The 26,153-nt window shown below is 71.6% G+C and carries 26 protein-coding genes; 13 read left to right on the top strand and 13 right to left on the bottom strand.

What is annotated here, in order from left to right:
• Window positions 1-93 precede the first annotated feature (93 nt).
• Together ACWPOB_RS11040 and ACWPOB_RS11035 are read right to left on the bottom strand one after the other, a co-directional pair.
• Window positions 94-1,131, bottom strand: coding sequence for an alpha/beta fold hydrolase (locus ACWPOB_RS11040; RefSeq protein ID WP_100058562.1), 1,038 nt, complete (start codon window positions 1,129-1,131; stop codon window positions 94-96).
• A gap of 182 nt (window positions 1,132-1,313) precedes the next feature.
• Window positions 1,314-2,270, bottom strand: coding sequence for a proteasome assembly chaperone family protein (locus ACWPOB_RS11035; protein WP_100058561.1), 957 nt, complete (start codon window positions 2,268-2,270; stop codon window positions 1,314-1,316).
• Between the two features lie 139 nt (window positions 2,271-2,409).
• Between ACWPOB_RS11035 and ACWPOB_RS11030 the strand changes: the two genes are divergently transcribed.
• Entirely contained in the window at window positions 2,410-3,177 is a 768-nt protein-coding gene (locus tag ACWPOB_RS11030; RefSeq protein ID WP_100058560.1) for a hypothetical protein, read from the top strand.
• A gap of 151 nt (window positions 3,178-3,328) precedes the next feature.
• Window positions 3,329-4,462 carry a DUF4192 domain-containing protein gene (locus tag ACWPOB_RS11025; protein ID WP_455400824.1) on the top strand — a complete coding sequence of 378 codons (1,134 nt, stop codon included), beginning with the start codon at window positions 3,329-3,331 and terminating at the stop codon, window positions 4,460-4,462.
• 19 nt (window positions 4,463-4,481) lie between these two features.
• Here ACWPOB_RS11025 and galE read toward each other — a convergent pair whose 3' ends face one another.
• A complete protein-coding gene (galE, locus tag ACWPOB_RS11020) occupies window positions 4,482-5,474 on the bottom strand; it encodes a UDP-glucose 4-epimerase GalE (RefSeq protein WP_455400823.1) in 993 nt (330 codons plus the stop codon).
• A gap of 51 nt (window positions 5,475-5,525) precedes the next feature.
• Window positions 5,526-6,212 carry a metal-dependent transcriptional regulator gene (locus ACWPOB_RS11015; RefSeq protein ID WP_006935008.1) on the bottom strand — a complete coding sequence of 229 codons (687 nt, stop codon included), beginning with the start codon at window positions 6,210-6,212 and terminating at the stop codon, window positions 5,526-5,528.
• Between the two features lie 150 nt (window positions 6,213-6,362).
• On the opposite strand from ACWPOB_RS11015, the gene ACWPOB_RS11010 reads away from it, so the two are divergent.
• Both ACWPOB_RS11010 and ACWPOB_RS11005 read left to right on the top strand, forming a co-directional pair.
• On the top strand, window positions 6,363-7,634 hold the full coding sequence (locus tag ACWPOB_RS11010; protein WP_029543391.1) for an acetoin utilization protein AcuC: 1,272 nt from the start codon (window positions 6,363-6,365) through the stop codon (window positions 7,632-7,634).
• Window positions 7,635-7,770: 136 nt separating this feature from the next.
• Window positions 7,771-10,416 (top strand): bifunctional acetate--CoA ligase family protein/GNAT family N-acetyltransferase, encoded by a 2,646-nt coding sequence (locus ACWPOB_RS11005; RefSeq protein ID WP_455400874.1) that lies wholly within the window; start codon window positions 7,771-7,773, stop codon window positions 10,414-10,416.
• Window positions 10,417-10,503: 87 nt separating this feature from the next.
• Here the strand turns inward: ACWPOB_RS11005 and ACWPOB_RS11000 are convergent, their stop codons facing one another.
• From ACWPOB_RS11000 to ACWPOB_RS10990, 3 genes are all read right to left on the bottom strand, one after another.
• Window positions 10,504-11,466, bottom strand: coding sequence for a sigma-70 family RNA polymerase sigma factor (locus tag ACWPOB_RS11000; RefSeq protein WP_100058687.1), 963 nt, complete (start codon window positions 11,464-11,466; stop codon window positions 10,504-10,506).
• A gap of 173 nt (window positions 11,467-11,639) precedes the next feature.
• Window positions 11,640-13,121, bottom strand: a complete 1,482-nt coding sequence (locus ACWPOB_RS10995) for a DUF7782 domain-containing protein (RefSeq protein ID WP_455400822.1) — start codon at window positions 13,119-13,121, stop codon at window positions 11,640-11,642.
• Window positions 13,122-13,175: 54 nt separating this feature from the next.
• Window positions 13,176-13,535, bottom strand: coding sequence for a DUF3099 domain-containing protein (locus ACWPOB_RS10990; protein WP_455400821.1), 360 nt, complete (start codon window positions 13,533-13,535; stop codon window positions 13,176-13,178).
• Between the two features lie 72 nt (window positions 13,536-13,607).
• Here ACWPOB_RS10990 and ACWPOB_RS10985 point away from each other — a divergent pair, with 72 nt between their 5' ends.
• Window positions 13,608-13,844 (top strand): DUF3039 domain-containing protein, encoded by a 237-nt coding sequence (locus tag ACWPOB_RS10985; protein WP_003935590.1) that lies wholly within the window; start codon window positions 13,608-13,610, stop codon window positions 13,842-13,844.
• Here ACWPOB_RS10985 and ACWPOB_RS10980 read toward each other — a convergent pair.
• On the bottom strand, window positions 13,817-14,998 hold the full coding sequence (locus ACWPOB_RS10980; protein WP_455400820.1) for a YihY/virulence factor BrkB family protein: 1,182 nt from the start codon (window positions 14,996-14,998) through the stop codon (window positions 13,817-13,819). The genes ACWPOB_RS10985 and ACWPOB_RS10980 overlap by 28 nt on opposite strands.
• 257 nt (window positions 14,999-15,255) lie before the next feature.
• On the opposite strand from ACWPOB_RS10980, the gene ACWPOB_RS10975 reads away from it, so the two are divergent.
• Complete coding sequence (locus ACWPOB_RS10975; protein WP_455400819.1) at window positions 15,256-16,980, top strand: DEAD/DEAH box helicase; 1,725 nt, start codon at window positions 15,256-15,258, stop codon at window positions 16,978-16,980.
• 103 nt (window positions 16,981-17,083) lie between these two features.
• Here the strand turns inward: ACWPOB_RS10975 and ACWPOB_RS10970 are convergent, their stop codons facing one another.
• Complete coding sequence (locus ACWPOB_RS10970) at window positions 17,084-17,284, bottom strand: DUF7455 domain-containing protein (RefSeq protein WP_003935586.1); 201 nt, start codon at window positions 17,282-17,284, stop codon at window positions 17,084-17,086.
• Window positions 17,285-17,539: 255 nt separating this feature from the next.
• On the opposite strand from ACWPOB_RS10970, the gene ACWPOB_RS10965 reads away from it, so the two are divergent.
• From ACWPOB_RS10965 to ACWPOB_RS10955, 3 genes are read left to right on the top strand one after another with little or no spacing between them, the layout of a single operon-like run.
• Window positions 17,540-17,884, top strand: coding sequence for a DUF952 domain-containing protein (locus ACWPOB_RS10965; protein WP_455400818.1), 345 nt, complete (start codon window positions 17,540-17,542; stop codon window positions 17,882-17,884).
• A gap of 45 nt (window positions 17,885-17,929) precedes the next feature.
• Window positions 17,930-18,412 carry a cation:proton antiporter regulatory subunit gene (locus ACWPOB_RS10960; RefSeq protein WP_029543402.1) on the top strand — a complete coding sequence of 161 codons (483 nt, stop codon included), beginning with the start codon at window positions 17,930-17,932 and terminating at the stop codon, window positions 18,410-18,412.
• A gap of 3 nt (window positions 18,413-18,415) precedes the next feature.
• Window positions 18,416-19,636, top strand: coding sequence for a cation:proton antiporter (locus ACWPOB_RS10955; RefSeq protein ID WP_100057964.1), 1,221 nt, complete (start codon window positions 18,416-18,418; stop codon window positions 19,634-19,636).
• 10 nt (window positions 19,637-19,646) lie between these two features.
• Here the strand turns inward: ACWPOB_RS10955 and ACWPOB_RS10950 are convergent, their stop codons facing one another.
• Both ACWPOB_RS10950 and ppgK read right to left on the bottom strand, forming a co-directional pair.
• Window positions 19,647-20,990: an RNA polymerase sigma factor gene (locus ACWPOB_RS10950; protein WP_455400817.1), complete on the bottom strand. Its 1,344-nt coding sequence runs from the start codon at window positions 20,988-20,990 to the stop codon at window positions 19,647-19,649.
• Window positions 20,991-21,124: 134 nt separating this feature from the next.
• Window positions 21,125-21,910, bottom strand: a complete 786-nt coding sequence (ppgK, locus tag ACWPOB_RS10945) for a polyphosphate--glucose phosphotransferase (protein WP_455400816.1) — start codon at window positions 21,908-21,910, stop codon at window positions 21,125-21,127.
• A gap of 122 nt (window positions 21,911-22,032) precedes the next feature.
• On the opposite strand from ppgK, the gene ACWPOB_RS10940 reads away from it, so the two are divergent.
• On the top strand, window positions 22,033-22,929 hold the full coding sequence (locus ACWPOB_RS10940; protein ID WP_455400815.1) for an inositol monophosphatase family protein: 897 nt from the start codon (window positions 22,033-22,035) through the stop codon (window positions 22,927-22,929).
• A gap of 12 nt (window positions 22,930-22,941) precedes the next feature.
• Here the strand turns inward: ACWPOB_RS10940 and cei are convergent, their stop codons facing one another.
• On the bottom strand, window positions 22,942-23,625 hold the full coding sequence (gene cei / locus ACWPOB_RS10935) for an envelope integrity protein Cei (protein WP_455400814.1): 684 nt from the start codon (window positions 23,623-23,625) through the stop codon (window positions 22,942-22,944).
• A gap of 367 nt (window positions 23,626-23,992) precedes the next feature.
• Here cei and ACWPOB_RS10930 point away from each other — a divergent pair, with 367 nt between their 5' ends.
• On the top strand, window positions 23,993-24,295 hold the full coding sequence (locus tag ACWPOB_RS10930) for a DUF4193 domain-containing protein (RefSeq protein WP_029543409.1): 303 nt from the start codon (window positions 23,993-23,995) through the stop codon (window positions 24,293-24,295).
• Between the two features lie 35 nt (window positions 24,296-24,330).
• Here ACWPOB_RS10930 and ACWPOB_RS10925 read toward each other — a convergent pair whose 3' ends face one another.
• Window positions 24,331-24,840 (bottom strand): DUF3093 domain-containing protein, encoded by a 510-nt coding sequence (locus ACWPOB_RS10925; protein ID WP_006938139.1) that lies wholly within the window; start codon window positions 24,838-24,840, stop codon window positions 24,331-24,333.
• Between the two features lie 19 nt (window positions 24,841-24,859).
• On the opposite strand from ACWPOB_RS10925, the gene dut reads away from it, so the two are divergent.
• Window positions 24,860-25,330, top strand: coding sequence for a dUTP diphosphatase (dut, locus tag ACWPOB_RS10920; RefSeq protein WP_029543411.1), 471 nt, complete (start codon window positions 24,860-24,862; stop codon window positions 25,328-25,330).
• A gap of 1 nt (window position 25,331) precedes the next feature.
• Window positions 25,332-26,141: a DUF3710 domain-containing protein gene (locus tag ACWPOB_RS10915; protein WP_455400813.1), complete on the top strand. Its 810-nt coding sequence runs from the start codon at window positions 25,332-25,334 to the stop codon at window positions 26,139-26,141.
• Window positions 26,142-26,153: the final 12 nt, after the last annotated feature.

Here is a 26,153-nt window from a genome sequence, read left to right as displayed (position 1 = left end):
GCCGGTCTCGACGGATGCACCTGCCGGAGCGGGCCGACGGCGACGTGCGACGGCGTTCGAGGACTCGGCGGGGCGTCGTGGGAGGCGGGTCGCTCAGGTGGCGCTGCGTTCGTCGGCGCCCATCGCGCCGAGCACGGCCCGGCGGGTGGCCGGACCGCCGGTGATCTGGTTCTCGCTGACGCCGTTGATCAGCAACTCGCGCCAGCGTTGCTCGTCGAACACGAGGGGTGCGGTGGAGTCGAGGAACTCCTCGACGACCCGCAGGAACCGGATGGGGTCGTCCCGGAACGGGAAATGGCCGGCGCCGCGGAAGACGTCGAGCCGGGAATTGGGCATCGCCGAATGCGCCAGGTAACCGTGACTGACCGGGATCACGCTGTCGTGATCTCCCCAGATCAGCTGCACGGGCAGGTTCTCGGTCAGGTAACAGCGGTCGAGCATCGTCACCACCTGGCCGCGCCAGTCCACGACGGCCCGCAGCGTGCGCAGGAACGCCTCGTACGCGGTGGGATCGGGCAATCCGCTCAGGACGCGGATCAGATCCGAGGTGTCGTGCAGGAAGGGGCCGGGCCGCAGCGGAGTGTCGTGCAACTGTCCGAGCAGGCCGCCGGCGATGCGTACCGCGGGCATGGCGCCGGGCAGCCGCAGCAGCTTGAGGACCTCGCTCAGGCCGGGCATGGACAGCAGGCGCAGCGCCGGGTGGACGTCCTTGGTGACGCCGCCGGCCGAGACCAGGATGAGCCGGTCGACCATCTGCGGGAACTGGTACGCGAACTGCATCGCGACGCCGCCGCCGAGGGAGTGCCCGACCACCGTGACGTGCTCGATGTCCAGGACCGACAGCAGGTCGCGGACGCCGTTGGCGTACGCGGCGACCGAGTAGTCGGCGCGCGGCTTGTCGGAGCGGCCGTGGCCGAGCAGGTCCGGCGCGATGACCGTGTACTTGCGGGCCAGATGCGGGATGACCTCCTGCCAGGTCGAGGAGTTGTCGCCGATCCCGTGGATCAGCAGCAGCGCGGGGCCCTCGCCGGCGAGCCGGAAGGCGCGACGGTAGCCATGGATGGTGCGGAAGACCATCCGCGTCTCCGCATCCGGCACCGGCCGGAGCGTGCGTGTGCGCGGTGTACCCATGTGCGTCTCCTGACCGCCGGTTCCTCGTCGACCTGTGGTGTCCGAGGCGCCGGACCGTCTCCGGCCCGACCCTTCAGCTCAACTCGTCGAACTGAGCGTACTGACTGTATGTGACCTGCACAACGCGAAGTGTAACGAGAGAGTAATGATCCGGGGTCGGACAGGCGGCGATTCGAACCCGGTCAGGCGGGGGGATCCGCCTCGCCGGGCTGTCCGCTCCCGCCGCGATCGTCGTATTCGGCGAGGAAACGCTCGAACTCGGCGCCGATCTCCTCGCCGGTCGGCAGGTTCTCGTCCGTCGGCAGCTGGGCGGCCTGCTGCTCCTGGGCCGCGACATAGCTGTCGTACTGCCGCTCGAGTCCGCGGACCACCGCCTGCACCTCCTCGTTCTGGGCGATGTGCTCGTCGATCTGCTCACGCACCCGTGCGGCGGCCTCGCCGAGCGCGGCCAGCGGCAACCCGAGGCCCCCGGCTTCGGCGACGTTCTCGAGCAACGTCTCGGCAGCGCCCGGATACTCGGTCTGCGCCAGATAGTGGGGCACGTGGACCGAGAACCCCACCGACTCGTGCCCGTGCTGCGCCATCCGCAGCTCCAGCAGCGACGACACCCCCGCCGGCACCTGCAGCTCGCCCGTCCAGCGGTGGTGGTCGGCGATCAGGTCCTTGTTCGTCGAGTGCGCCGTCACGCCCAGCGGGCGGGTGTGGGGGATCGCCATCGGGATCGCGCTGATCCCGATCGTGCGCCGGACGCCGAACTGCTCGGCGAGCAGGCGCACCGCCGTGATGAACCGCTCCCATTTCAGGTCCGGCTCCGCGCCGGCCAGCAACAGGAAGGGGGTTCCGGCCGTGTCGATCAGGGCGTACAGGTTGAGTTCGGGGGCGGCGTAGTCGGAGAAGTGATCGGCCTTGAACGTCATGGTCGGCCGCCGGGACCGGTAGTCGATCAGCTCGTCCACGGCGAACGACGCCACGAGTTCGCTTTCGAGGCTCTCGCGCAGGTGCGTGGTGGCGAGCCGTACCGCATGCCCGGCGTCGGCGAACCCCTCGAGACCGTGCACCAGCACCGGACCCTCGCCGTCGGCAGACGTCAGCTGCGGAGCGGGGAACTCGAGCTCGTACATGCGGGACTGGTCGTCCATGCGAACATCCTCCGTTCGATCCGGGGCGCCGTGATACCGCCGGGTCACCGGCGTGGCATGGTGGAGTTCGAGTCTAGTTGAACTGGTGATCAGCTTCTGCCGGGGCACGACCCCGACGGGACGCGACAGCGGAGGTCCGGTGGCAACCCACAGCGCAGGAGACGACGTCCGGACGCCGCGCCGCCCCCGGACCCGGCCGGTGCCCTTCCGCCGGCTGGGCGCGACCGTGATCGGGGGCGCGTTGCTGCTCGCCGCCGGTTGTTCGTCGACCGTCGACGGCACACCACAGCCCGAGCCGGCCGCACTGGCCACCACGGACGAAGCCGGCACCGCGAGCCGGCCCCTCGCCGAACTGCTGCTGCCGCCCGAACAATTCCCCGAGCCGTACGACGCGGTGGTGCTACCGCCGCAGGCGGTCGCCCAGGCCGCTCCCGACCTCACCGGAGTCCCGGAGGGGGCCAAGGTGGATCCTCCCGGATGCCTGCCGCCGCCGCAGAACTACGGCCCGGACGGGACCGCGATGGTAGTCGGCACGGACAACGACAGCCGGGCCACGATCTCGGTCGAGCTCGTCGCTGTCACCGACGAACTGGCCGCCTACCGCGACCGTCTCGTCGAGTGCCCCGTCGTCGCGGCGACCCGCCGGGGCGTCACCGCCACGGTGACGACCACGGTCGACCCGTCGGCGCCGCCGGCCGCCGCGGGGGTGGCGACCCTCGCGTTCACCCGCACCGTCCGCTCGGGCGAGGGCCGGGAGGTGGTCACCCAGTCGATGACCAGCCGGATCGCCCAGGTCGACGACGTGCGGGTGCTGGTGACGTACATGTCCTTCGGTGCGGGGCCCGCCGACATCGCCACCCTCGCCCGGGTGTTCGATGCGAGCGTGGAGCGCGTCCGCGTCGGCTGAGACGCGGCACGCTACCAGCCGGCACCGACATCGGGCGGCCGGAACTCCTGCGGCCGCAGTACTTGTCCACAATCGGAGCGCTCGTCCCCAGATTCGACGGATCCGGGTCGCGCGGCCCCCGAGGGCACCGGTCGTCGGGGACAGTCGGCGCATGACCACATCGACTTCCTCGCCCCGGCCGCTGCGACTCACCGATCCGGGGGATCTGATCGCCGCCGTGCCGGCCATGCTCGGCTTCCTTCCCGCACGGTCGCTGATCGTGCTGAGCCTCGCGTCCGATGCCGGCGGCGGGCGCAACGGTGCCCGGTCCGCGACCGTCGGCGCCGTCATGCGCCACGACCTGATCCTGCCGTCCGGCGAGGACGATCCGGTGCCGGCTGCGATGCGCGACGTCTTCGACCGATTCGGTGCGCTCTGCGACCGGGAGGGCGCCGACGCCGTGCTCGTCGTCCTCGTCGACGACCGTCTCGACCATCCCGACGCCCCCGCCGTCGCCGCGGCCTGCCGGCTGCTCGACGACTTCGCCGTCCGCCTCGACCGGCGCGGGGTTCGCATCGCGGGGGCGCACGCCGTTTCCGAGGTCGCCTGCGGCAGAACCTGGTTCGCGCTCGTCGGCGGTGTGCGCGGGACGGTGCCGGACCCGCAGGCCTCGCCCGTCGCCGCCGCCCGCGTCTTCGAGGGCGGGGCGATCCGGCGGTCCCGCGCCGAACTCGCCGATCTGCTCGCCCCGCTGCCGATGCCCGGGCGCGTACAGGTCGCCGACCACATCGACGAGGCGATCGACGCGCGCGACCTCGCCTACGAACTCGCCGTCCGCGCCGGCGGCCGCGACCGCGCCGACCGTCAGGAGCTCGAGGCCGTGCTGGCCCACATCGCCCGGCACGACGACGGCGCCGAGCTGCTCGCCCCCGAGCTCGCCGAACTCGCGGTCCTGCTGTCCAATTCGACCGTGCGCGACGCCGTGATGGCCCTCGCGGCGGGCGCCGAGGCCGACACCGCCGAACGGTTGTGGGTCGCGCTCACCCGGCGTCTCCCGGACCCGGAACGAGCCGAGGCCGCCGCCCTCGTCGGCTACAGCGCGTACGTTCGGGGCGACGGACCGCTCGCCGGGGTGGCCCTGGGGGTGGCGCTCGAGTCGAACCCGCGGCACCGGCTCGCCGACCTCCTCGACCAGGCCCTGCAGGCCGGGCTGCGGCCGCACACCGTGCGCGGCCTCGCCGACACCGGCTACGAGATCGCCGCGCGGCTCGGGGTGCGAATGCCCCCGCCCGAGCCGGCGGCGTGACTGCCGGGACGGCGCCGGCTCAGCGCCGTGCCGCGTGCGACCGGTCGCCGAGTTCCTGCAGGTAGACCCACGCGTCGGCGACGATCTCGTCGAGGCTTGTGTGCTGCGGCTTCCAGCCCAGTTCCTCGACGGCGCGGCGGCTCGAGGCGATCAGCACGGCCGGGTCCCCGGCGCGCCGGGGTGCATCGACCACCGTGATCGGCAGGCCCGTCACCCGGCGGCACGCCTCGATGACCTCCCGGACGGTGAAACCCTCGCCGCTCCCGAGGTTGTAGACGGCGTGCTCGCCGGGTCGGGCGGCCGCCAGTGCCAGCAGGTGGGCGTCGGCGAGGTCCTTGACATGGATGTAGTCCCGCACCGCTGTGCCGTCCTTGGTCGGCCAGTCGGTGCCGAACACCGAGATGTGCTCGCGTTGGCCGAGAGCCACCTGCAGCACGAGCGGAATCAGGTGCGTCTCGACCACGCGGTTCTCGCCGGCACCGTGGTATGCGCCCGCGACGTTGAAGTAGCGCAGGCTCGTCGCGGCCAGGCCGTACGCCCGCGTGTACGACGAGATCGCATGGTCGATGGCGAGTTTCGTGGCGCCGTAGGGGTTGGTGGGCCGGGCGGGTGCATCCTCGGTGATCGGTACCCGGTCCGGTTCGCCGTACGTCGCCGCCGTCGACGAGAACACCAGCCGCGGTGTTCCCGACGCGCGGATCGCGTCCAGCAGGGCGAGGGTCGCGACGACGTTGCCGTGCCAGTACTTGTCCGGATGCTCGACGGACTCGCCGACCAGGGACTGGGCCGCGAAGTGCAGCACCCCGTCGAACCGGGGCTGTGCCCCGCCGCCGAGCACCTCGGCGGCCGCGGTCGCGATGTCGCCCTCGACGAACTCCGCGCCGGCCGGGACGGCGTCGGCGGTGCCGGTGGACAGATCGTCGAGGATCACCACCTCGTGACCCTGCTCGAGCAGCACCGTGCTGCAGACGCTGCCCACATAGCCGGCACCGCCGGTAACCAGAAGCCTCACGCTGGGACCCTTCTTCGCCGGCCCGCGCGGGGCCGGCGAAGGGGGCCTGTCTCAGACCTGCTTCACCTGCACCGCGTGGGCCATCTCGTCGGAAAGTTCGAAGCCGTCGTGGCCGGGCACGTTGATGACCACCGACCCCGGCTTCGTCTCGACTGTAACGCGTGCGTCGGGGACGATCCCCGCCTCACGCAGCCGCCCGATCACCTCGTGATCGGACTGCACGTACTCCGCCAGCCGGCGCACGACCACGGCGGTCGGCTTGCCCGGCGGGATCTCGGTGAGCCGCACCAGCCGCTCGTCCGCCGCGGCCGGGCGGTCCAGGCCGAGCTGGTCCAGTCCCGGAATCGGATTGCCGTACGGCGAGGTCGTGGGGTTGTGCAGCACCTCGACGAGGCGGCGCTCGACCTCCTCGCTCATCACGTGCTCCCAGCGGCATGCCTCGGCGTGCACGTTCTCCCAATCGAGACCGATCACATCCACGAGCAGCCGCTCGGCGAGCCGATGCTTGCGCATGACCGACACCGCCAGGTCGCGGCCCTTCTCGGTCAGCTCGAGGTGCCGGTCGCCTGCCACGCGCAGCAGCCCGTCCCGCTCCATCCGGGCGACGGTCTGGCTCACGGTCGGTCCGCTCTGTTCCAGGCGTTCGGCAATGCGCGCACGCAGCGGCACGACGCCCTCTTCCTCCAAGTCGTAGATCGTCCGGAGGTACATCTCCGTGGTATCGACCAGGTCCTTCACTCTCACACCCCTTCGTCTGCGGCCGATTCTAACCGGGCGAAACCCCCGGCGGGCGCACCTCGAGCGGCGCCGCCCGGCGGGACCCGCGGCGGGCGCGCCGGGGCCCTGCGGCACTCGCATCGCCCCGGACGGCGCAGTAGCTTTGTGGCCATGACCACGACCTCCGCCGCGACGGGCGATCCGACACATCCGAGCGGCGACCGAGTGGTGGTGTGGAGCCCGGACTTCCTCGACTACCGGTGGGGCCCGACCCACCCCATGAATCCCACCCGGCTCGATCTCACGATGGCGCTGTCCCGCGGCCTCGGCCTGCTCGAGGGGGTGGAGACCCTGCGCCCGCCGGCCGCGACCGACGCCGAGCTGCTGCGCATTCACACCCCTGCCTACGTCGAGGCCGTCAAGCACGCCGGCAGCCTGCCGCCAGGTTCGACCGCCGGGGCGGAGGCCCCGCACGGTCTCGGCACCGAGGACAACCCGATCTTCCCGCGCATGCACGAGGCCAGTGCCGTCCTCGCAGGCGGCACCCTCGCCGCCGCCCGGGAGATCGCCGCCGGCCGCACCCGGCGGGCGGTGAGCATCGGCGGTGGGATGCACCATGCGATGGCGGACTGGGCCGCCGGATTCTGTGTGTACAACGACGCCGCCATCGCCATCTCGTGGCTCCTGGACAACGGCTTCGACCGGATCGCCTACATCGACGTCGACGCCCACCACGGCGACGGGGTGCAGCACGCCTTCCTGAGCGATCCCCGGGTGCTCACCGTCTCCATCCACCAGCACCCGGCGACGCTGTGGCCGAACACCGGCTGGTCGAGCGAGGTCGGCACCGGCGCCGCCGAGGGGACCGCGATCAACCTGCCGGTCCTGCCCGGCACCGTCGACGCGCTGTGGCTGCGCGCATTCCACGCCGTCGTCCCCGCCGCGGTCGCGACGTTCCGGCCGCAGATCATCATCAGCCAGTGCGGCGCCGACAGCCACCGGGAGGATCCGCTGGCCGACCTCTCCTTGACCGTCGACGGCCAGCGCGCGGCGTATCTGGCCATGCGCGAGCTCGCGGACCGGCACTGCGAGGGCCGGTGGCTCGCCGTGGGCGGAGGCGGCTACGGGTTGGTGCGGGTGGTGCCGAGATCCTGGACCCACCTGATCGCAGCCGTACTCGACCGCGAGATCGACCCCGCCACCCCGATCCCCGACGAGTGGCGCGAGCGGGTCGCCGCGATGGCGCCGGGGGTCGATCTGCCGACCGTGATGGGGGAGGGCGGCGACGTGGCGTATCTGCCGTGGGACGGCCCCGGCGGTACCCCCGAGACCGGCGTCGCATCGTTCGATCGTGCCCTCAGCCGCGTCGACTCGGCCATCGTCGCCACCCGCCGGGCCTGCTTCCCGCTGCTCGGCCTGGACCCGGAGGACCCGCGTGACTGAATCCGAGAACACGGCCCACGGCCCCGCGGTCACCGCGGGGCAGACCCCCGACGGCGATGCCGCCGCCGGCGAGCCGGCCGATGCCGCCGCCCGCGCACAGGCGGAGAAGGATGCCGCCCGCGAGCGCGCACTCGCCGTGGCCCGCAACTACCCCAAGCACTGGGTGGCGGACGTCCTCGCCGCGGACGGCAAGGCCGTGCACCTGCGCCCCATCGTCCCCGAGGACGCGGACCTGCTCGTGGACTTCCACAGCAAACTCTCCGAGCGCACCCGCTATCTCCGCTACTTCGGTCCCTACCCGACGATGTCGAAACGGGACCTGTTCAACTTCACCGTCGTCGACCACCACCGGCGGGTCGCGTTCGTGGCTCTGCTCGGCGGGGAGATCATCGCGGTCGGCCGCTACGAGGGTCTGCCCGAGGGCGACGGCCTGTCCGCCGAGGTCGCATTCACCGTCGCCGACGCGCACCAGGGCCGCGGCCTCGGTCCGATCCTGCTCGAGCACCTCGCCGGGGCCGCCGCCGAGAACGGCCTCCACACCTTCGTCGCGGAGGTGCTGGCCGAGAACCGCAACATGGTGACGGTGTTCCGGGAGGCCGGCTACCAGGTCAGCCGCAGTTTCGAGGGCGGCGTGGTGCGACTCGAGTTCGCCATCGACCCCACCGAGGCGCTGGTGTCGGTGCGTAACGCCCGCGAACGCGCCGCCGAGGCCCGCAGCGTCCGCAACCTGCTCAGCCCGGGCAGTGCCGCCGTCATCGGCGCGTCCACCGACAGCCGCAAGGTCGGCAACGCGGTCCTGGTCAACATGCTGCGCAGCGGCTTCACCGGCCCGGTCTATCCGGTCAATGCCGAGCACCGCTCGGTGCGTGGCGTGCGGGCCTATCCGACCGTCCGCGACATCCCCGACGACATCGACCTCGCGATCGCGGCGGTCCCGGCCGAGGCCATCGACGCGGTGCTCGACGACTGCCTCGCCAAGGGCGTCAAGGCGTTGCTCGTCGTGTCGTCCGGCTTCGGTGAGACCGGCCCGGAGGGCCGGACCGCGGAACGCCGCCTCGCCCACGCGGCCCGGGCGCACGGCATGCGGCTGATCGGGCCGAACGCGCTCGGCGTCGCCAACAACGATCCGGAAATCCGTCTCAACGCCACCCTCGCGCCCGTGCTGCCCGCGGCCGGCAACGTCGGCTTCTTCTGCCAGTCCGGCGCGCTGGGCATCGCGATCCTCGACGAGGCGGCCAAGACCGGCGTCGGCCTGTCCTCGTTCGTCTCTGCCGGCAACCGCGCCGACCTGTCGGGCAACGACCTGCTGCAGTACTGGGACACCGACCCGGCCACAGAGGTGGTGCTGCTGTATCTCGAGAGCTTCGGCAATCCGCGCAAGTTCTCGCGCATCGCGCGGCGCGTGGCCCGCAGCAAGCCGATCGTCGCCGTCAAGAGCGGCCGCCACGCCGTGCCCCCGGTCCTTGCGGCCCGCACAGGGGAGATGGACGACACCATCGTGCGGGACCTGTTCGAGCAGGCCGGCGTCGTGCAGGTGGGTTCGATCTCGCAGTTGTTCGACTCCGCCCTGTTGTTCGGCTACCAGCCGCTGCCGGCCGGACCCCGCGTCGCGGTGGTGGGCAACTCCACGGCCCTCGGCGTGCTCGCCGTCGACGCCGCCCGCAGCGAGGGCCTGCACGTCGGCGAACCCGTCGATCTGGGGGCGGCGGCCTCGCCGGAACAGTTCGCGGCGGCCGTCGCCCACGCGCTCGAGGCGGCCGATGTCGACGCGGTGATCGCGGTGTTCGTGCCCCCGGTCGCCGTGACGGTCGAGCCGTACGCGCAGGCCCTGCGCGACGCCGTCGCCGGCACCGACAAGCCGGTGCTGACGACGTTCCTCGCCACCGAAGGCCTGCCCGACGTGCTCGCCGTGCGCGGACCGGACGGCCACCCCACCCGGGGTTCGGTGCCGTCGTATCCGGGGCCCGAGCGGGCGGCGCTCGCGCTGGCCCGGGCGTGGCGGTACGCCAAGTGGCGCAGCCGCCCGGCCTCCCAGGTCGTCCGTCCGGCGGGCATCGAAGCCGACAAGGCCCGCACCCTGGTCGAAGGGTGGCTGGCGACGTCGCCGGACGGGCGCTGGCTCTCGGACACCGAGGCGGCGCTCCTGCTCGCGTGCTACGGCGTGCACATCGCCGAGTTCCGGGCGGTGACCACGGCCGACGAGGCCGTTGCCGCCGCGGAGGAGATCGGGTTCCCCGTCGCGGTGAAGGCGACCGGCGCCCACTGGCGGCACCGGCCGGACCTGAGCGGGGTACGGCTGGATCTGCTCGGGCCCGAGGCGGTGCGGATCGCGTACCGTGACCTCTCCGCGGTCTCCGGGGAGCCGTTGCTGCACGTGCAGAAGATGGCCACCAAGGGCATCGGTTGCGTCGTGCAGGTGCAGGACGACCCGTCGTTCGGGTCGCTGATCTCGTTCGGTCTCGCCGGGGTCATCTCCGACCTGCTCGGCGACCGCGCCTTCCGGGTCCTGCCGGTCACCGAGGACGAGGCGGTCGAGCTGATAGACGCACCCAAGGCGGCGCCGCTGCTGTCCGGCTACCGCAACACCGAGCCGGTCAGCAAGGCCGCGCTCGTCGACCTGGTCCAGCGCATCTCCGCTCTCGCAGACGATCTGCCGGAGGTGCGGGAGATCGCGTGCGAACCGGTCCTCGCGTCTCCCACGGGCGCGGAGATCACCGACGCGCACCTGCGGATCGGCCCCGAACCGCACCCCCTCGACCTCGGCCCCCGCCGGCTGCGCTGACGGCCGCAGCGACCGCGGCGGTCCGCGGACGCGAAGATCCCCGAGAACCCAGCCCGGTTCTCGGGGATCGTCCGGCCGACTGCCCGGTCAGCTGGCGTAGGCGCGGAGGCGTTCGGCGCGGTCGCCCTGGCGGAGCTTGCCCATCACTTCCCGCTCGATCTGGCGGACCCGCTCACGGGAGAGGCCGAACAGCTTGCCGATCTGGTCGAGGGTGCGGGGCTGGCCGTCGTCGAGGCCGTAGCGCAGCCGGATCACCTGCTGCTCGCGCTCGTCCAGGGTGGCCAGGACGCTGCGCACGTCGCTGTGCAGCAGCCCGGCGATCACCGCGTTCTCCGCGGACGTCGCCTCGGCATCCTCGATGAAGTCGCCGAGCGGGGCCTCCTCGTCGTTGCCGACCGGCATGTCCAGGCTCACCGGGTCGCGGCTGTGGTCCAGCAGGTCGCCGATCTTTTCGACCGGGATTCCGGACTCCGCGGACAGTTCGTCGTCGGTCGCCTCCCGGCCGAGCTGCTGGTGCAGTTCCCGCTTGATCCGGGCCAGCTTGTTGACCTGCTCGACGAGGTGGACGGGGAGCCGGATCGTGCGGCTCTGGTCGGCCATGCCGCGGGTGATGGCCTGCCGGATCCACCAGGTGGCGTAGGTCGAGAACTTGAAGCCCTTGGCGTAGTCGAACTTCTCCATGGCGCGGATCAGGCCCAGGTTGCCCTCCTGGATCAGGTCCAGCAGGGGCATGCCGCGGCCGGTGTAGCGCTTGGCCAGGGACACGACCAGACGCAGGTTCGCCTCGAGCAGGTGACTGCGGGCGGCCTGACCGTCACGCACGACGAACGCCAGGTCGCGCTTCTTCGCGGCGGTGAGCCGCTTCTTGGTCTCCAGCAGATGCTGGGCGTACAGGCCGGCCTCGATCCGCTTGGCCAGCTCCACCTCGTCCGCAGCGCTCAGCAGGGCCGTGCGGCCGATCCCGTTCAGATAGACGCGGACCAGGTCCGCGGCCGGGCTCTGGCTGTCGAGGTCGGAATCGACGCGGGCGGTGGTATCGGGGCGTGCCATGACGTGCCTCCTCATCGGTGGTGTCTCGATGCGTTCAACGCGTAGGACCCCTGGGAAAGTTCCCGGGGTTCCTCCGCCGGAACCGCCCTGACCTGCGCATATGGCGAACAGGTCCTGAGAAGTTGCTGAGAACACACCACCGGGGGAACCGGCGGGTAACTTTCCGGGCCGCCCTAGCGGACGGGTTCGACGAGTCCGTGCCGGACGAGGGCCTGCACCAGGGGGGCCGCCCGCCCGGCCAGCACCTGCTCGTCCTCGTCGTGCGCGGCGGCGAGCAGCGCCACCAGCTCCGACAGCGGCAGGCCGTCGGCCCGCATCCCCGCCAGCAGGGCCGCCGCGGGGTCGTCCACCTCGTGCTGCCAGTTCGGGCCGCCGCCGCGGTGCACGCGCGTCACCACCTGCCGCCAGCCGTCCTCGCCCGGCAGGTACACGCGCTCCAGGGCGGTGTCGGGCCGGACGACGAACCGCGCCTTGAGGACATCGTGGTCGCGCAACCACGCCAGCCGCTCGAAGTAGCCGACGGCCTCCGCCCCGAGCGGGTCGGTGAAGCCGTGCCGCAGGTCCTCGGCGAGCACGTCGCTGGGCGCGTCGGTGCGCCGCAGGTAGACGAACCCGAAGCCGATGCCCTCGACCCGGTGCCGCTCGAAGTGGTCGAGCCAGGCCTCGGCGCGCGCCGCCACCGCCGGATCCCGCGGGTCGGCGTCGCCGTCACGCAGCCACGTCCCCACGTAGAGGGCCGGGTCGGCGACGTCGCGCTGCACGATCCACGCATCGACCCCGTGGGCGGGCAGCCAGGAGGCGATCCGGCGTCGCCAGTCCTCGTCCTCGACGTGCACCCACGAGGCCAGCATCGCCGCGGTCCCACCCGGGTTCAGGTGCTCGGCGGCGCGGGAGACCATCAGTTCGCTCGCGCCGTCGAGGTCCAGGCCCGAGTCCCGGTAGGTGTGCTCGACCCGCCCGGTACTCACCACGAACGGCGGGTTCGCGATGATCCGGTCGAAGCGGCGGCCGGCCACCGGCTCGAACCACGATCCCTCGAGCAGTTCGACCTCGACCTCGTTGAGCGCGGCCGTGGCGGCGGCCAGGTCCAGTGCCCGCGGGTTGACGTCGGTGGCGGTGACGGTGCCGGCGAAGTCGGTGGCGCGCACTGCCTGTACGCCGCAGCCGGTGCCCAGGTCCAGCACCGAGCCGACCGGGTCGGTGGGCATGGCCTGCAGCAGCGACAGCGAGGCGTGCCCGACCCCGAGCACGTGGTCCTCGCGGGTGGGCCGGGGGCGCATCGCCCCGTCGAGGTCCGACAGCATCCAGCGGGTGCCGGTGCCGGCGTCGAGCGGTCGCAGATCCAGCGCCGCGCGCACGCCGTCGCCGTCGCGTTCGAGCAGCCCGGCCGCGATCGCCGTCGCCACGTCGACCGGGGCGAGCGCCGCGGCCACCTCCGCGGCAGGCAGCGTGTCGCACACCAGGAACAGGCGCACGAGGGTGCCGAGATCACCTCCGCCCGCCGCGGCCCGCCGCACCGGCACGGGCTCGCCCCGGCCGAGCGCGGCGTGCGCGTCGGGGCCGAGCAGCTCGAGCAGCGTGTCGGTGTCGAACCGGGCGCGCGTCAGCGCCGTGCGCAGCGGGGGACAGATCGAAAGCAGCAGGTCGCGGTCCACCCCCGCATTCTGGCAGCACCCCGAGGCCGCGTCGCCGGGGACCGGGGAACCGGGTCAGCCCTCGATGATGCGAGGCTGCGGGCCTTCCAGGGCGGTGGTCCCGTCCCCGCGGCCGTCCCAGCGGCTGGGCTCGTCCTTCGACCGCGGTGGCCGATCGTTGGCGATGAGCACCGCCACCCACGGTAGCGGGACGGACAGGGCGAGGATGCCCACCGAGAGCCAGGGGTTGGCGAACGCCGCGTACGCGAGGGCGGCGAGGATCATGGCGGGGATGCGGAAGGACATGAGCGTGAGGTACTTGCGGACCCGCGCACGGTGCTGCTCCTCCAGCGACAACGCCGCCTCGGTGATCAGAACCGGTTTCTCGGGTGACCCGTCGTCGTAGTCCCCATTGAAACCCGGAGTTCTCGACATCCTTCTACTGTCCCACTCGCGCGCGCGGAATGCACATGCGCATCCGCACCGAGGGTGCGGCATCATGTAACGGTGAGCACCGACATCAAGGAACGGCCGGATACCACCACCGACGAAACCACCGACGACGACACTCCCAAGTTCTTCCACTACGTCAAGAAGGACAAGATCGCCGAGAGCGCGGTCATGGGCACCCACGTCGTCGCGCTGTGCGGCGAGGTCTTCCCGGTGACGCGCTCCCCGAAGCCGGGGTCACCGGTGTGCCCGGAGTGCAAGAAGGTCTACGAGGGCCTGCGCAAGGGCGATTGACCGACCGTCTCGTCCGGAGCCGCCGGGGCGTGTTCGCCGGCGGCCTCCTCCGCCGTGCGCGGGTGCGGCGCGTCCACGGGGCACGACTCCGGTTCCCGCTGGTCCGGCCGCATGATGTCCGGTAGCCGGATCGGGATCGGCGCCGTCCCGAGCCGCCGGGTCAGGCCGGTCACCGCGGCCGCCGCCGGTGAGGGCGCCGCGGCGGCCCGTTCGGCCAGCCACCGGCGCATCTGCTCGATGCGGGTCTCGCGGGCAGGCCAGAACTCCTGCACGGTCGCGTTGAACTCGGCACCCAGCACGACGGCGAAGCCGAGGAAGAAGGTGAACAGCAGGAACGCGATCGGGGTGGCGAGCGCGCCGTAGGTGTAGCCGGTCCCGGAGACCCACCGCAGATACCAGCGCAGTCCCGCGCTCGACGCCATGAAGAACGTGCCCGCGAGGATCGCGCCGCCCAGCAGCCGATGCCACGGCAGCGATCTCGGCAGCGCCACCTTGTACAGCGTCGTCAGGCCCACGAGCAGCAGCAGTCCCACGCCGGGGTAGTAGAACGTGTCCAGCAGCCGGGTGCCGAGGTCGTACCACGCCGCCGGCAGCGCGCGTCCGATCATGGTCGGCCCGAGCGCGACGAGTGGCAGCGTGAACACCGCCAGCACGAGGAACACCACGTACAGCAGCAGCGCGAAGAACCGCTGCCAGACGGGATGCCGGTGATCGTGCTGGTCGTGTGCCTCGTCGATCGAGTCCACGAACGTCGAGATCGCCGACGAACCCGCCCACAGCGACAGCAGGAACCCGAGGGACATCACGTCGGCGCGTCCCCGCAGCAGCACGTCCTGCACCGTGGGCCCGATGATGTCGTCGACGACGCTCTCGCTGAACATCGTGCGGCTGAACGTGACGATCTTGGACTGGATGATCTCCACCGTGTCCGGCCCGAACCACCCGGCCACGTATCCGAGACTGCCCAGCAGGCCCAGCAGCAGCGGGGGCAACGACAGCGTCTGCCAGAAGGCGGCCGCTGCGGCCTTGCTGAAGATGGAGTCGTCCCACGCCTTGGTCGCCGTGCGGGCGATCACCTGCAGGCCGCGATGCACCGGCCGCCGTCGCGGGCTCGATGCGGCGGTGGATCCGGCCGGTGGGGATATGTCGCTCATGGGTACTTCCAGCATTCCTGACGACACGCCGCGGTGCGCGGCGGCGGGCCGACGGGACCGCGAATTCTGTCATGATCGTCTCCTGTCGCCCGCGTCACGGACGGCGGTTCGGATGCGGGCCGGGCCCGCGGGCCGGGATAGGCTGCTCGACGGCCGTCGCCCGCCCGGCAACCGCACGGCGGTGCCCGTTCGCCGCCCGGCGACGTCGCCGCAGAGCGAAACCACCTGCACGACCGGAGAAGGAGCACGAGTAGCCGGTGAGCACCGAGACCCTCGGAACAGCGTCCTCCGCCCCCGCCGGACAGCTGCGCGCCTGGCAGCGCCGGGCCCTCACGAAGTACCTCGCGACGGGTCCGCGGGACTTCCTCGCCGTCGCGACCCCGGGCGCCGGTAAGACCACGTTCGCGCTGCGCGTCGCGAGCGAGCTGCTGCGCGACCGCACCGTCGATCAGGTGACGGTCGTCGCCCCGACCGAGCACCTCAAACACCAGTGGGCCGCCTCGGCCGCCCGCTCCGGCATCGCGCTGGACTCGAACTTCACCAACTCCACGGGCCAGACGTCGAGCGACTTCCACGGCGTCGTGGTGACCTATGCGCAGGTCGCCTCGCATCCGTTCAAGCACCGGGTCCGCACCGAGGCGCGCCGCACCCTGGTGATCCTCGACGAGATCCACCACGGCGGCGACGCCAAGAGCTGGGGCGAGGGCATCCGGGAGGCGTTCGGCGACGCCACCCGCCGCCTCGCCCTGACCGGTACGCCGTTCCGCAGCGACGACAGCGCCATTCCGTTCGTGGTGTACGAACCGAACGCCGACGGTCTCATGCAGTCCAGGGCCGACCACGCGTACGGCTACGCCGACGCACTCGCCGACGGTGTCGTGCGCCCGGTGGTGTTCCTCGCCTACTCCGGTGAAGCCCGGTGGCGCAACAGCGCGGGGGAGGAGTACTCGGCGCGGCTCGGCGAGCCGCTCAGCGCCGAGCAGACCGCCCGGGCGTGGCGGACCGCGCTCGATCCCGCCGGCGACTGGATCCCGGCCGTCCTCACCGCCGCCAACACGCGGCTCGAGCAGTTGCGCCAGGGCGGGATGCCCGACGCGGGCGGACTGGTCATCGCCAGCGACCAGACGGTGGCCCGCGCGTACGCCAGGATCCTCGAGCAGCTCACCGGCGAGGCGCCCGCACTCGTCCTGTCCGACGACCCGACCGCCTCCGGGCGCATCTCGGAGTTCGATGCGAGCACCCAACGCTGGATGGTGGCGGTGCGAATGGTGTCCGAAGGCGTCGACGTGCCGCGGCTCGCGGTGGGCGTGTACGCCACCAGCGCATCGACGCCGCTGTTCTTCGCCCAGGCCATCGGCCGGTTCGTGCGATCGCGCCGCAAGGGCGAGACCGCGAGCGTGTTCCTGCCGTCGGTGCCGGTGCTGCTCGATCTCGCCAGCCAGCTCGAGGCCCAACGGGACCACGTGCTCGGCAAGCCCCACCGCGAGAAGGAGGGCTTCGACGACGACCTGCTCGCCGACGCCAACCGGCGCAAGGACGAACCCGGTGAGGAGGAGAAGGCGTTCACCGCGCTCGGCGCCGACGCCGAGCTCGACCAGGTGATCTACGACGGCTCCTCGTTCGGCACGGCGACGTTCGCCGGCAGCGAGGAGGAAGCCGACTACCTGGGGCTTCCCGGGCTGCTCGATGCCGAACAGATGCGGGCGCTGCTGCGCCGCCGTCAGCAGGAACAGCTGGACAAGCCGACCTCCCCGCCCGCCCCCGTCCCGCCGCCGCAGGTGGCCGAGCGGGTGGCGACCGCCGACTCGCTGGCCCGGCTGCGCAAGGAACTGAACTCGCTCGTGGCCATGCACCACCACCGCACCGGCAAGCCGCACGGGGTCATCCACGGGGAGCTGCGGCGGCAGTGCGGCGGCCCGCCGACCGCGATCGCCACGGCCGAGCAGCTCGGCGACCGCATTGCCCTGCTGCGTCAGTGGTGAGCCGGCCGACGGCACACTCCCGGAACGGCGAAACGGGCGACCACTCGCGGTGGTCGCCCGTTTCGGCTCGGGTCTCGGAGTCGCTCGGCTCCGGAACGGTGGATCAGACGGCGGCTTCGGCGTCGGACTCGGTCACGATCGTGGCGCCGAGTTCACGCAGCCGGTCGGTGTGCTCCTTGGCGTGGTGGCCACAGAAGAGCAGCTCGCCACCGGTGGCAAGGACGGCACGGACGCGAGCGGCTGCACTGCACCGATCGCAGCGGTCTGCGGCGGTCAACTTCGGGCTGGTCAACGTTCCGGGCATGACTCCTCCAAACTGGCCACCACTGTCGTCGGTTGCCTGGGGTCTGGTCCGCCGCACCGGGCCGGCGCGGTGGATCTACTGTGTCAGACGATTCCCGTTCATGCGTTGTTCCAATCCTCCGGAAATCGTGTCGCGTTTCACCCCGGAACCGGCCGAATGCCGACGACGTGCGGTTTCAGGGCCGCGGGTGTTCGCTCACAGCGCAGAGCCCCCGGCGCCGTCGCGGGCCCGGAACGGCCGTCGAGAGGGGTCGCGGTGACGGATCGGCTGGTACACATCTGCGCGCGGGCCGACTGGGAGCGGGCGCAGCGCAGCGGGGCGTTGACCCCCGAGTCGCTCGCCGCGCAGGGGTTCGTGCACCTGTCGACCCCGGAACAGGTGCACCTGCCGGCGAACCGGTTGTTCGCCGGCCGCACGGACCTGGTGCTGTTGCACATCGACCCGGCACGGCTCGCGGACGAGGTGCGGTCCGAGCCGGGCGTGCCGGGCGATCCGGCGGGGATGGTGTTCCCGCACCTCTACGGCCCCCTCCCCGTCGCCGCGGTCAGCGCAGTCGTCGACTACCTCCCCGACGAAAACGGACGGTTCGGACATCTCTGACGGTGCGCCGTCACCCGTCTCCGCAGTGAGCCCTACTCTGGCGGCATGAACGTCGAAGTGACGCCGCTTCCCGGGATCGGTGTGCGCAAGGACTTCGAGCTGGCGTCGGGTCGTCGGATCGGGGTCATCACGCATCGGGACGGCCATTCGGACCTGATCATCTCGAAGGCGGACGATCCCGACGCCTGCGCCGCCTCCCTGCCGCTGACCGTCGAGGAGGCGGCCACACTGAGCAACCTGCTCGGCGCGCCCCAACTCGTCGCCCAGCTCCAGGAGGACCACCGGGAGCTGCCCGGGATCATCACCCGGCAGCTGCACATCCACGACGGCTCCCGCTTCGACGGGGCGGTGCTCGGGGATACGGCGATGCGTACCCGCACGGGCGTGTCCGTCGTCGCGGTGATGCGCGCGGGGCAGGTGACGCCGTCGCCGGGACCGGACTTCGTGCTCACCGGGGGAGACATCCTCGTCGCCGTCGGCACCGCCGACGGGCTGGACGCCGCGGCCAGGATCCTGCGCAACGGCTGACGGATGAACTCGACCACGCTCGCCCTGATCGAACTGGGGGCGGTGTTCTTCGCCCTGGGGGTGCTCGGACGGCTCGCCGCGCGATTCGCCATGTCGCCGATCCCGTTCTACCTCCTCGGCGGTCTGGCGTTCGGCACCGGCGGGTTCGTCCAGCTCGGCGACATCAGCGAGTTCAGTCACGTCGCCAGTGAGATCGGTGTGGTCCTGCTCCTGCTGCTTCTCGGGCTGGAGTACACGGCCTCCGAGCTCATGACCGGGCTCAAACGGTCCCGCGCAGCGGGGCTGCTCGATCTCGTGCTCAACGCCGCACCGGGGGCGGCGATCGCGCTGCTGCTCGGTTGGGGCGCGACGGGGGCGTTCGTCCTCGGGGGCATCACCTACATCTCGTCCTCGGGCATCATCGCCAAGACGCTGACCGACCTCGGCCGTCTGGGTAACCGGGAGACTCCCGTGGTGCTGTCGATCCTCGTCTTCGAGGACCTCGCGATGGCGGTGTACCTGCCGATCCTGACCGCGGTGCTCGCCGGGGTCAGCCTGATCGGTGGACTCGAGGCCGTCGCGATCGCCCTGGGCCTGGTCACGATCGTGCTCGTGCTGGTGCTGCGGTACGGGCGTTACGTCTCCGCGGTGCTCGACAGCCCCGACAGCGAGACGCTGCTGCTCAAGCTGCTCGGGGCCGCGCTCCTCGTCGCGGGCGTCAGCTCGGCGATGCAGGTGTCGGCGGCGGTCGGTGCATTCCTGCTCGGCATCGCGATCTCCGGCTCGACCGCACACAACGCGGCTCGTGTCCTCGAGCCCCTGCGGGACCTGTTCGCGGCGATCTTCTTCGTGTTCTTCGGCCTCAACACCGACCCGACCGCCATCCCCCCCGTGCTGGGATGGGCGGTGCTGCTCGCCGGCGTCACGGCTCTGACGAAGATCGCCACCGGCTGGTGGGCGGCCCGCCGGCACGGCATCGGCACCATGGGCCGGGCCCGCGCGGGCGCCGCGCTCATCGCCCGCGGCGAGTTCTCCATCGTCATCGCCGGACTGGCCGTCACCTCCGGTCAGGTGGACGCCGAGCTCGCCGCCCTCGCCTCGGCGTACGTGCTGATCACGGCGGTGCTCGGACCCGTCGCGGCACGGATCGTCGAGCCCGTCACCCGCACCGTGGTGCCCCGGCTACGCGAACGGCCGCCGGCTGCGGAGCCGACGGCCGATCGCCGTGAAGCGGAAGAGTTCTAGACGTCGATCCTCAGTCGAGGTAGTCGCGCAGCACCTGCGACCGCGACGGGTGCCGCAGCTTCGACATGGTCTTCGACTCGATCTGCCGGATCCGTTCGCGGGTGACCCCGTAGACCTGCCCGATCTCGTCGAGGGTCCGGGGCTGACCGTCGGTCAGGCCGAACCGCAGCCGGACGACGCCGGCCTCGCGCTCGGACAGGGTCTCGAGCACCGACTGCAGCTGGTCCTGCAGCAGCGTGAACGACACCGCGTCGACGGCGACCACGGCCTCGCTGTCCTCGATGAAGTCGCCGAGCTGGCTGTCGCCCTCGTCGCCGATGGTCTGGTCGAGGGAGATCGGCTCACGCGCGTACTGCTGGATCTCCAGCACCTTCTCCGGCGTGATGTCCATCTCCTTGGCCAGTTCCTCCGGGGTGGGCTCGCGCCCGAGGTCCTGGAGCAGCTCACGCTGGATGCGGCCGAGCTTGTTGATCACCTCGACCATGTGCACCGGGATGCGGATGGTGCGGGCCTGATCGGCCATCGCGCGGGTGATGGCCTGGCGGATCCACCACGTGGCATACGTGGAGAACTTGTAACCCTTCGTGTAGTCGAACTTCTCCACCGCACGGATCAGACCGAGGTTGCCCTCCTGGATCAGATCCAGGAATGCCATGCCACGGCCGGTGTAGCGCTTGGCGAGCGAGACGACGAGACGCAGGTTGGCCTCGAGCAGGTGGTTCTTGGCGCGGTTACCGTCGCGGCAGATCCAGTTCAGGTCGCGGCGCTGCGCGACCGGCAGCTTCTCGCCCTTGTCGGCGTACTCCTGCAGCCGGAATGTGGCGTACAGGCCGGCTTCGATGCGCTTGGCGAGCTCGACCTCCTCCTCGGCGTTGAGCAGCGCGACCTTGCCGATCTGCTTGAGGTAGGCGCGCACCGAGTCGGCGGAGGCGGTCAGCTCGGCGTCCTTGCGGGCCTGCCGCAGCGCCTCCGACTCCTCCTCGTCCCAGACGAAGTCGCCCGACGCCTTGTCCTTGTCGCTGGGCTCGTCGTCGGCTTCCGCCGCTTCCACGACCACGTCCTCGGCGCCCTCGAGGTCGGCCGGGGCGACGTCGAGATCCTCGAGCTCGGCTTCCTCGCCCTCGAACTCGTCGCCGGCAGGCTTGCTCGCCTTCTTGGCGGCGGCCTTCTTCGCGGCCGCCTTCTTCGCCGGGGCCTTCTTGGCCGCGGCCTTCTTCGCCGGGGCCTTCTTGGCCGCGGCCTTCTTCGCCGGCCGCTTCGTGGCGGGTGCGGTACCGGTCGTGGTATCCGCGGCGTCCGCGGAGGCTGCCGATTCGTTCGGGGAATCAGCCGTGTGGATTTCGGTGGCTGCCACGTACGCCCTTTCGTGACGAGGTAGTGCGGCGTCGCGCCAGAGTGGTTCCGGCGGAGAGGTCTGTCGGGATCAGGCCGGTTCGCAGCCGGCTGTGCACCATTGTAACGATCGCCGCCACGCGCGATGTGCAGGACTCAGGGGAGTACACCTGTTTTCGCAGCATAGGCGGCCCCGATGATGCCGGCCGCGTTGCGCAACGCGGCCGGAACGACGGGTGTGCGGTTGGTCAGCAACGGGATCCACTTCTCGTGCTTGCGGCTGATCCCGCCACCGGCGATGAACAGGTCGGGCCACAACAGGGCCTCGAACCGCGACAGCACCAGCGAGACCTCCTTCGCCCACCGCTTGTACGTCCACTCGTTGTTCTCCTTGACCGACGACGCCGCGCGGTGCTCGGCCTCCATCCCGTCGACCTCCATGTGCCCGAACTCGGTGTTCGGCAGCAGGTCGCCGTTGTGCAGCACCGCCGAGCCGATCCCGGTCCCGAACGTGAGCAGGATGACCACCCCGGACGCGTCCTTGGCCGCACCGAAGCGGTCCTCGGCGAGGCCGGCGGCGTCCGCGTCGTTCAGGACACTCACCGGGCGGTTGCCCAGAACCGACGAGAACAACGTCCGGGCGTCAGTGCCGATCCACGCCGGATCGATGTTCGCGGCCGTGCGCGCCACGCCGCCCGTCACCACGCTCGGTAGGGTGACCCCCACCGGTCCCGTCCACTGCGCCTGGTCCACGATCCGGGCGATCGTGTCGGCGACGGCCTGCGGGGTGGACGGCTGCGGGGTCAGGATCTTGATGCGCTCGCCCACCAACCGACCTGTGGACAGATCGACGACGCCGCCCTTGATGCCGCTGCCGCCGACGTCGACACCGAATCCGAGAAGGTCCGGGTCCGGCGTGGCCGGGTGCATCGTCTGCGTCATCTCGCGCTCCCTCTCGTCACCGGAACAGTCACCGCGGGCGACCGCTGTCGTGACGTCACCCTAATGCGAACGCGGCCGCCGCGCGGGTGGTGCCGTGCCGCACAGTGTGTTCGGATACTCGGGTGCCCGACACCCCGGACTCCCGCCCTTCTACCCTGTCCCCCGACGTCACCACGGACCCGGCCCTGCTGCGCGAGATCGCCGTGTCCGTCGCGGCCGAGGCCGCCGGTCACGTGCGCGCCCGGCGGCCCGACCTGTTCCCACCCGCCGACACCGGTACCGACCGCGTCGGCGCGGTGCGGACGAAGAGCACCGACACCGACCCCGTGACAGTGGCGGACACCGAGACCGAGGACCTGATCCGGCGGCTGCTGACCCGATTGCGGCCGGGCGACGCGATCCTCGGGGAGGAGGGCGGCGCCGACACCGGGTCGACCGGCGTCCGCTGGGTCGTCGACCCCATCGACGGCACGGTGAACTTCGTCTACGGCATCCCGGCGTACGCGGTGTCGGTGGCGGCCCAGGTAGGGGGGCGGTCCGTGGCGGGAGCGGTGGTCGACGTCGCCGCCGGGGACGTGTACTCGGCCGCGCGCGGGTGCGGAGCCACCAGCACCGACGTCGGCGGAGCGGTGACGCGTCTGCGCTGCAACCCGGTCGACGACGTCGCCCTCGCCCTCGTCGCGACGGGCTTCTCCTACGCGCCGCACCGTCGCGAACGGCAGGGCGCGCTGGTGGCCGAGTTGCTGCCGAAGGTGCGGGACATCCGCCGCATCGGTGCGGCCGCCCTGGATCTGTGCATGGTGGCGTCGGGCCGCGTCGACGCCCACTACGAACACGGCCTGCAACCGTGGGACTGGGCCGCCGGCGCGCTGATCGCCGCGGAGGCGGGCGCGTGGGTGCAACTCCCGGCCGGAGCCGGCGACGCCGGCGAGATCACCGTCGCCGCCGCGCCCGGCATCGCGACACAGCTCACGGACCTGCTCGGCGCGCTCGGCGCCGACGCGCCGATCCCGGCCTGACGGATCCGCGGCTCAGCAGCGGGCGTCGCGGGCCGCGGCCAGCAGGTCGATGTCGAGCGGCGCGGCGGCCGCGCCCACCGGCGCCTCCCGCAGCGACTGCAGCACCTCCTCGGCGTCGGCGTTGGGCGCGATCTCCTTGGAATAGGTGCCCAGGGCCAGGTCGATTGTGTCGTCGGCGCGGTCGTCGCGGACGAGTTCGGCGCACGGCGCGACCAGCCACACCGTGCTCGCCGCCGCGGTCCCGGCCGCCCCGAACCTGATCTGGCCGTGACACTGCATGTTCTGGTCGATGTAGACCGGGTCGTTGCCGGCCTGCACATCCGGTGCGCTCGCGAATCCGTATTCGGCCAGCTGGGTTGCCACATGGGTGGCCTGGCCACGTTCGCCGTTGGCGTTGAACACCCGCACCCGCGTCGCCGCCAGGGGGGCGGGCTCCACGTCGAGCAGGACGGAACGGTCGACCACCTCGCCGAGGGGGGCCGGCTGGGGTCCGCCGGGCTCCGACGGGACGGTCGGCGGGGCGTTGCACGCCACGGTCCGGGACACCGGGTCCGAGCCGGCGAACACCGATGTCCACACCACGATCCCGATCGTCGCCAGGACCGCGAACAGGGCCGCGGCGGGCACGACGCGACGCCGTGGGAACGGCCGGCCGCGTTCGTCCCGCGCGCGGCCTTCGGTGATCAGGGAAACCACGGCGCCCTGCCTCTCGCATCTCCAAGGGTTGTGTGCGACCACTGTAGAGGGCATCCCGGTGGGGTCCGCGAAGGTGGGCGACCGGTGGAATGTCTCGAGTTGCTGTGGTGTTGGTGACAATTGACCGACAATTCCCCGGACCGGGTGTATCGGTTACGGCTTCCGTGGGTACTTCCGCTATTGTTCGGCGGCCCAGGTCGTCGAAAGAGGCGACGGCGAGGCTTTCGACAGCGGAAGGCCCGGGTCGTGTCCGGGACCCGGATACGGCCGGTGGGAACTTCCGGAGACGGTCGGGCGTTGCCCGGGCCGAAGGACATGAACAGTGTCCTTCGGCAGGGCACCTGCACGAGGACTAGAGGTAGAGGAAATGGCGACTGACTACGACGCACCGAGGCGAACCGAAACCGATGATGTGTCGGAGGATTCACTCGAAGAACTGAAGGCGCGACGCAACGAGGCGCAGTCCGCCGTCGTGGACGTCGACGAGTCGGACACCGCGGAGTCCTTCGAGCTGCCCGGGGCGGATCTGTCCGGCGAGGAGCTGTCGGTGCGGGTGGTGCCGAAGCAGGCCGACGAGTTCACCTGCTCGAGCTGCTTCCTGGTGCACCACCGCAGCCGGCTCGCGAGCGACGAGAACGGAGTGATGATCTGCCGGGACTGCGCTGCCTGAGTCCCGGACCACGGCGCTGACCGGCCGCCCCCGGTTCAGCGTTCGGTCTTGTCGGCACACCCCAAGGCGGCCAGCAGCTCTGCCGGCCGCCTTGTGCTGATCAGCCAGTAGGGGGTGGGGTCGTCCGGGTCGTCCAGCACGACGAGCACCATCGTCCCGATCCACGGGCGGTGCTGGACGTACGCCGCCGGGTCGAGCTGACGCCCCAGGGCGGCGCTCTTCGCCGACGCCGGCACCACGACACCGCGGGAGATCACCTCGAGCGGCAGGTGCGCCCGGCCGACGATCAACTCCCCGCCCGTCACCTCCAGCCGCAGCCGGGACAGCCACACGAGCGCCCAGACAGGGAACGGCAACAGCAGCACGTACGGCAGCCAGGCGTACAGGCCGGGCGCCCCCATGTGCAGTTCCGCGGCCAGCAGCGCCGCGACGCCCAGGCCGAGGGGCCACCACCACAGCGGCACCCACATCCGTTCGGAATAGACCGGTGCGCCGGTCGTCTGCTGCGCATCCGCATCGGGTCGAGAGGTTCGAGACACGTCCATCAGAGTAGTCTCGGTGCACGTGACCGATCTTCCAGCCGTCCCCCTGCTCCGCCTGGACCCGGGGATTCCCCTGCCCGCGCGGGCACACGCCGGCGACGCCGGTGTGGACCTGTGCACCACGGTGGACGTGACCATCGAGCCCGGGCGGCGAGCGCTGGTGGGGACCGGCATCGCGGTGGCCCTGCCCGTCGGCACGGTGGGTCTGATCCATCCGCGCTCCGGTCTGGCCGCGAAGTACGGGCTCTCCGTGGTCAACACTCCCGGGACGGTGGATGCGGGCTACCGCGGGGAGATCAAGGTGTGCCTGATCAACCACGACCCCGACCGCGCGGTCGAACTGCGTCGTGGTGACCGCATCGCGCAACTGCTCGTGCAGAGGGTCGAACTCGTCGACTTCGTCGAGGTCGGCTCCCTCGACGACACCAGCCGCGGCGCCGGAGGATACGGGTCGAGCGGTGGGCACGCCGGTCTGGTGAAGGAAGGTTCCTGACATGTTCGGACGACGCCGGAAGAACCGGGACGTCGAGGCTCCGGGCCTCGCGGACGAGGGCGACTTCGACTCCGCCCCCGTGGACGACGAGGTGCAGGCGCCCGAGGGCGGTCCCTACGACATCGACGACATCGGCGAGGACGCGGTCGGTAGCCGGCTCGACCTCGGGTCGGTGCTCGTCCCGCTGCCGCCGGGCGGGCAGATCCAGGTGGAGATGGCACCGAACGGCCAACCGCAGGCCGTGCATCTGGTGACCCAGCACGGCCGGATCACCGTCTCCGCGTACGCGGCACCGAAGTCCCCGGGGCAGTGGCGGGAGGTGGCCGCCGAGCTGGCCGAGTCGCTGCGCCGCGACAATGCGACGGTGAGCATCGAAAGCGGACCGTGGGGCCGGGAGCTGCAGGGCAGTACCCCGAACGCGGACCTGCGCTTCCTCGGTGTCGACGGCTACCGGTGGATGATCCGCTGCGTCGTCGCCGGACCGGCAGGTTCGGTGACGGCCGACTCGCCGCTGGTGGAGACGGCCCGTGCCATCGTCGCCGAGACCGTCGTGCGGCGCGGCCAGGATCCGCATCCGGTGCGGACGCCGCTGCCGGTGGTGCTCCCGAAGGCCCTCGCGGAGCAGCTGGCCGCCGCGCAACAGCAGCAGGCGGCGGCCCAGCAGGCGGCGGCCCAGCAGGCGGCGGCCCAGCAGCCCCTGCCGCCGCAGCAGTCCGCGCAACAGCAGCAGCCCGCGCCGCCGCAGCAGCCCGCACCGCCCCGGCCGCGGCACGGCGAGTCGGGTTCGGCGATGCAGCAGCTCGGCTTCTGACGACGGTCCGGT

This window comes from Rhodococcus sp. 2H158 (genome assembly GCF_053764755.1).
This window is presented reverse-complemented; position numbering and strand designations above follow the sequence as displayed.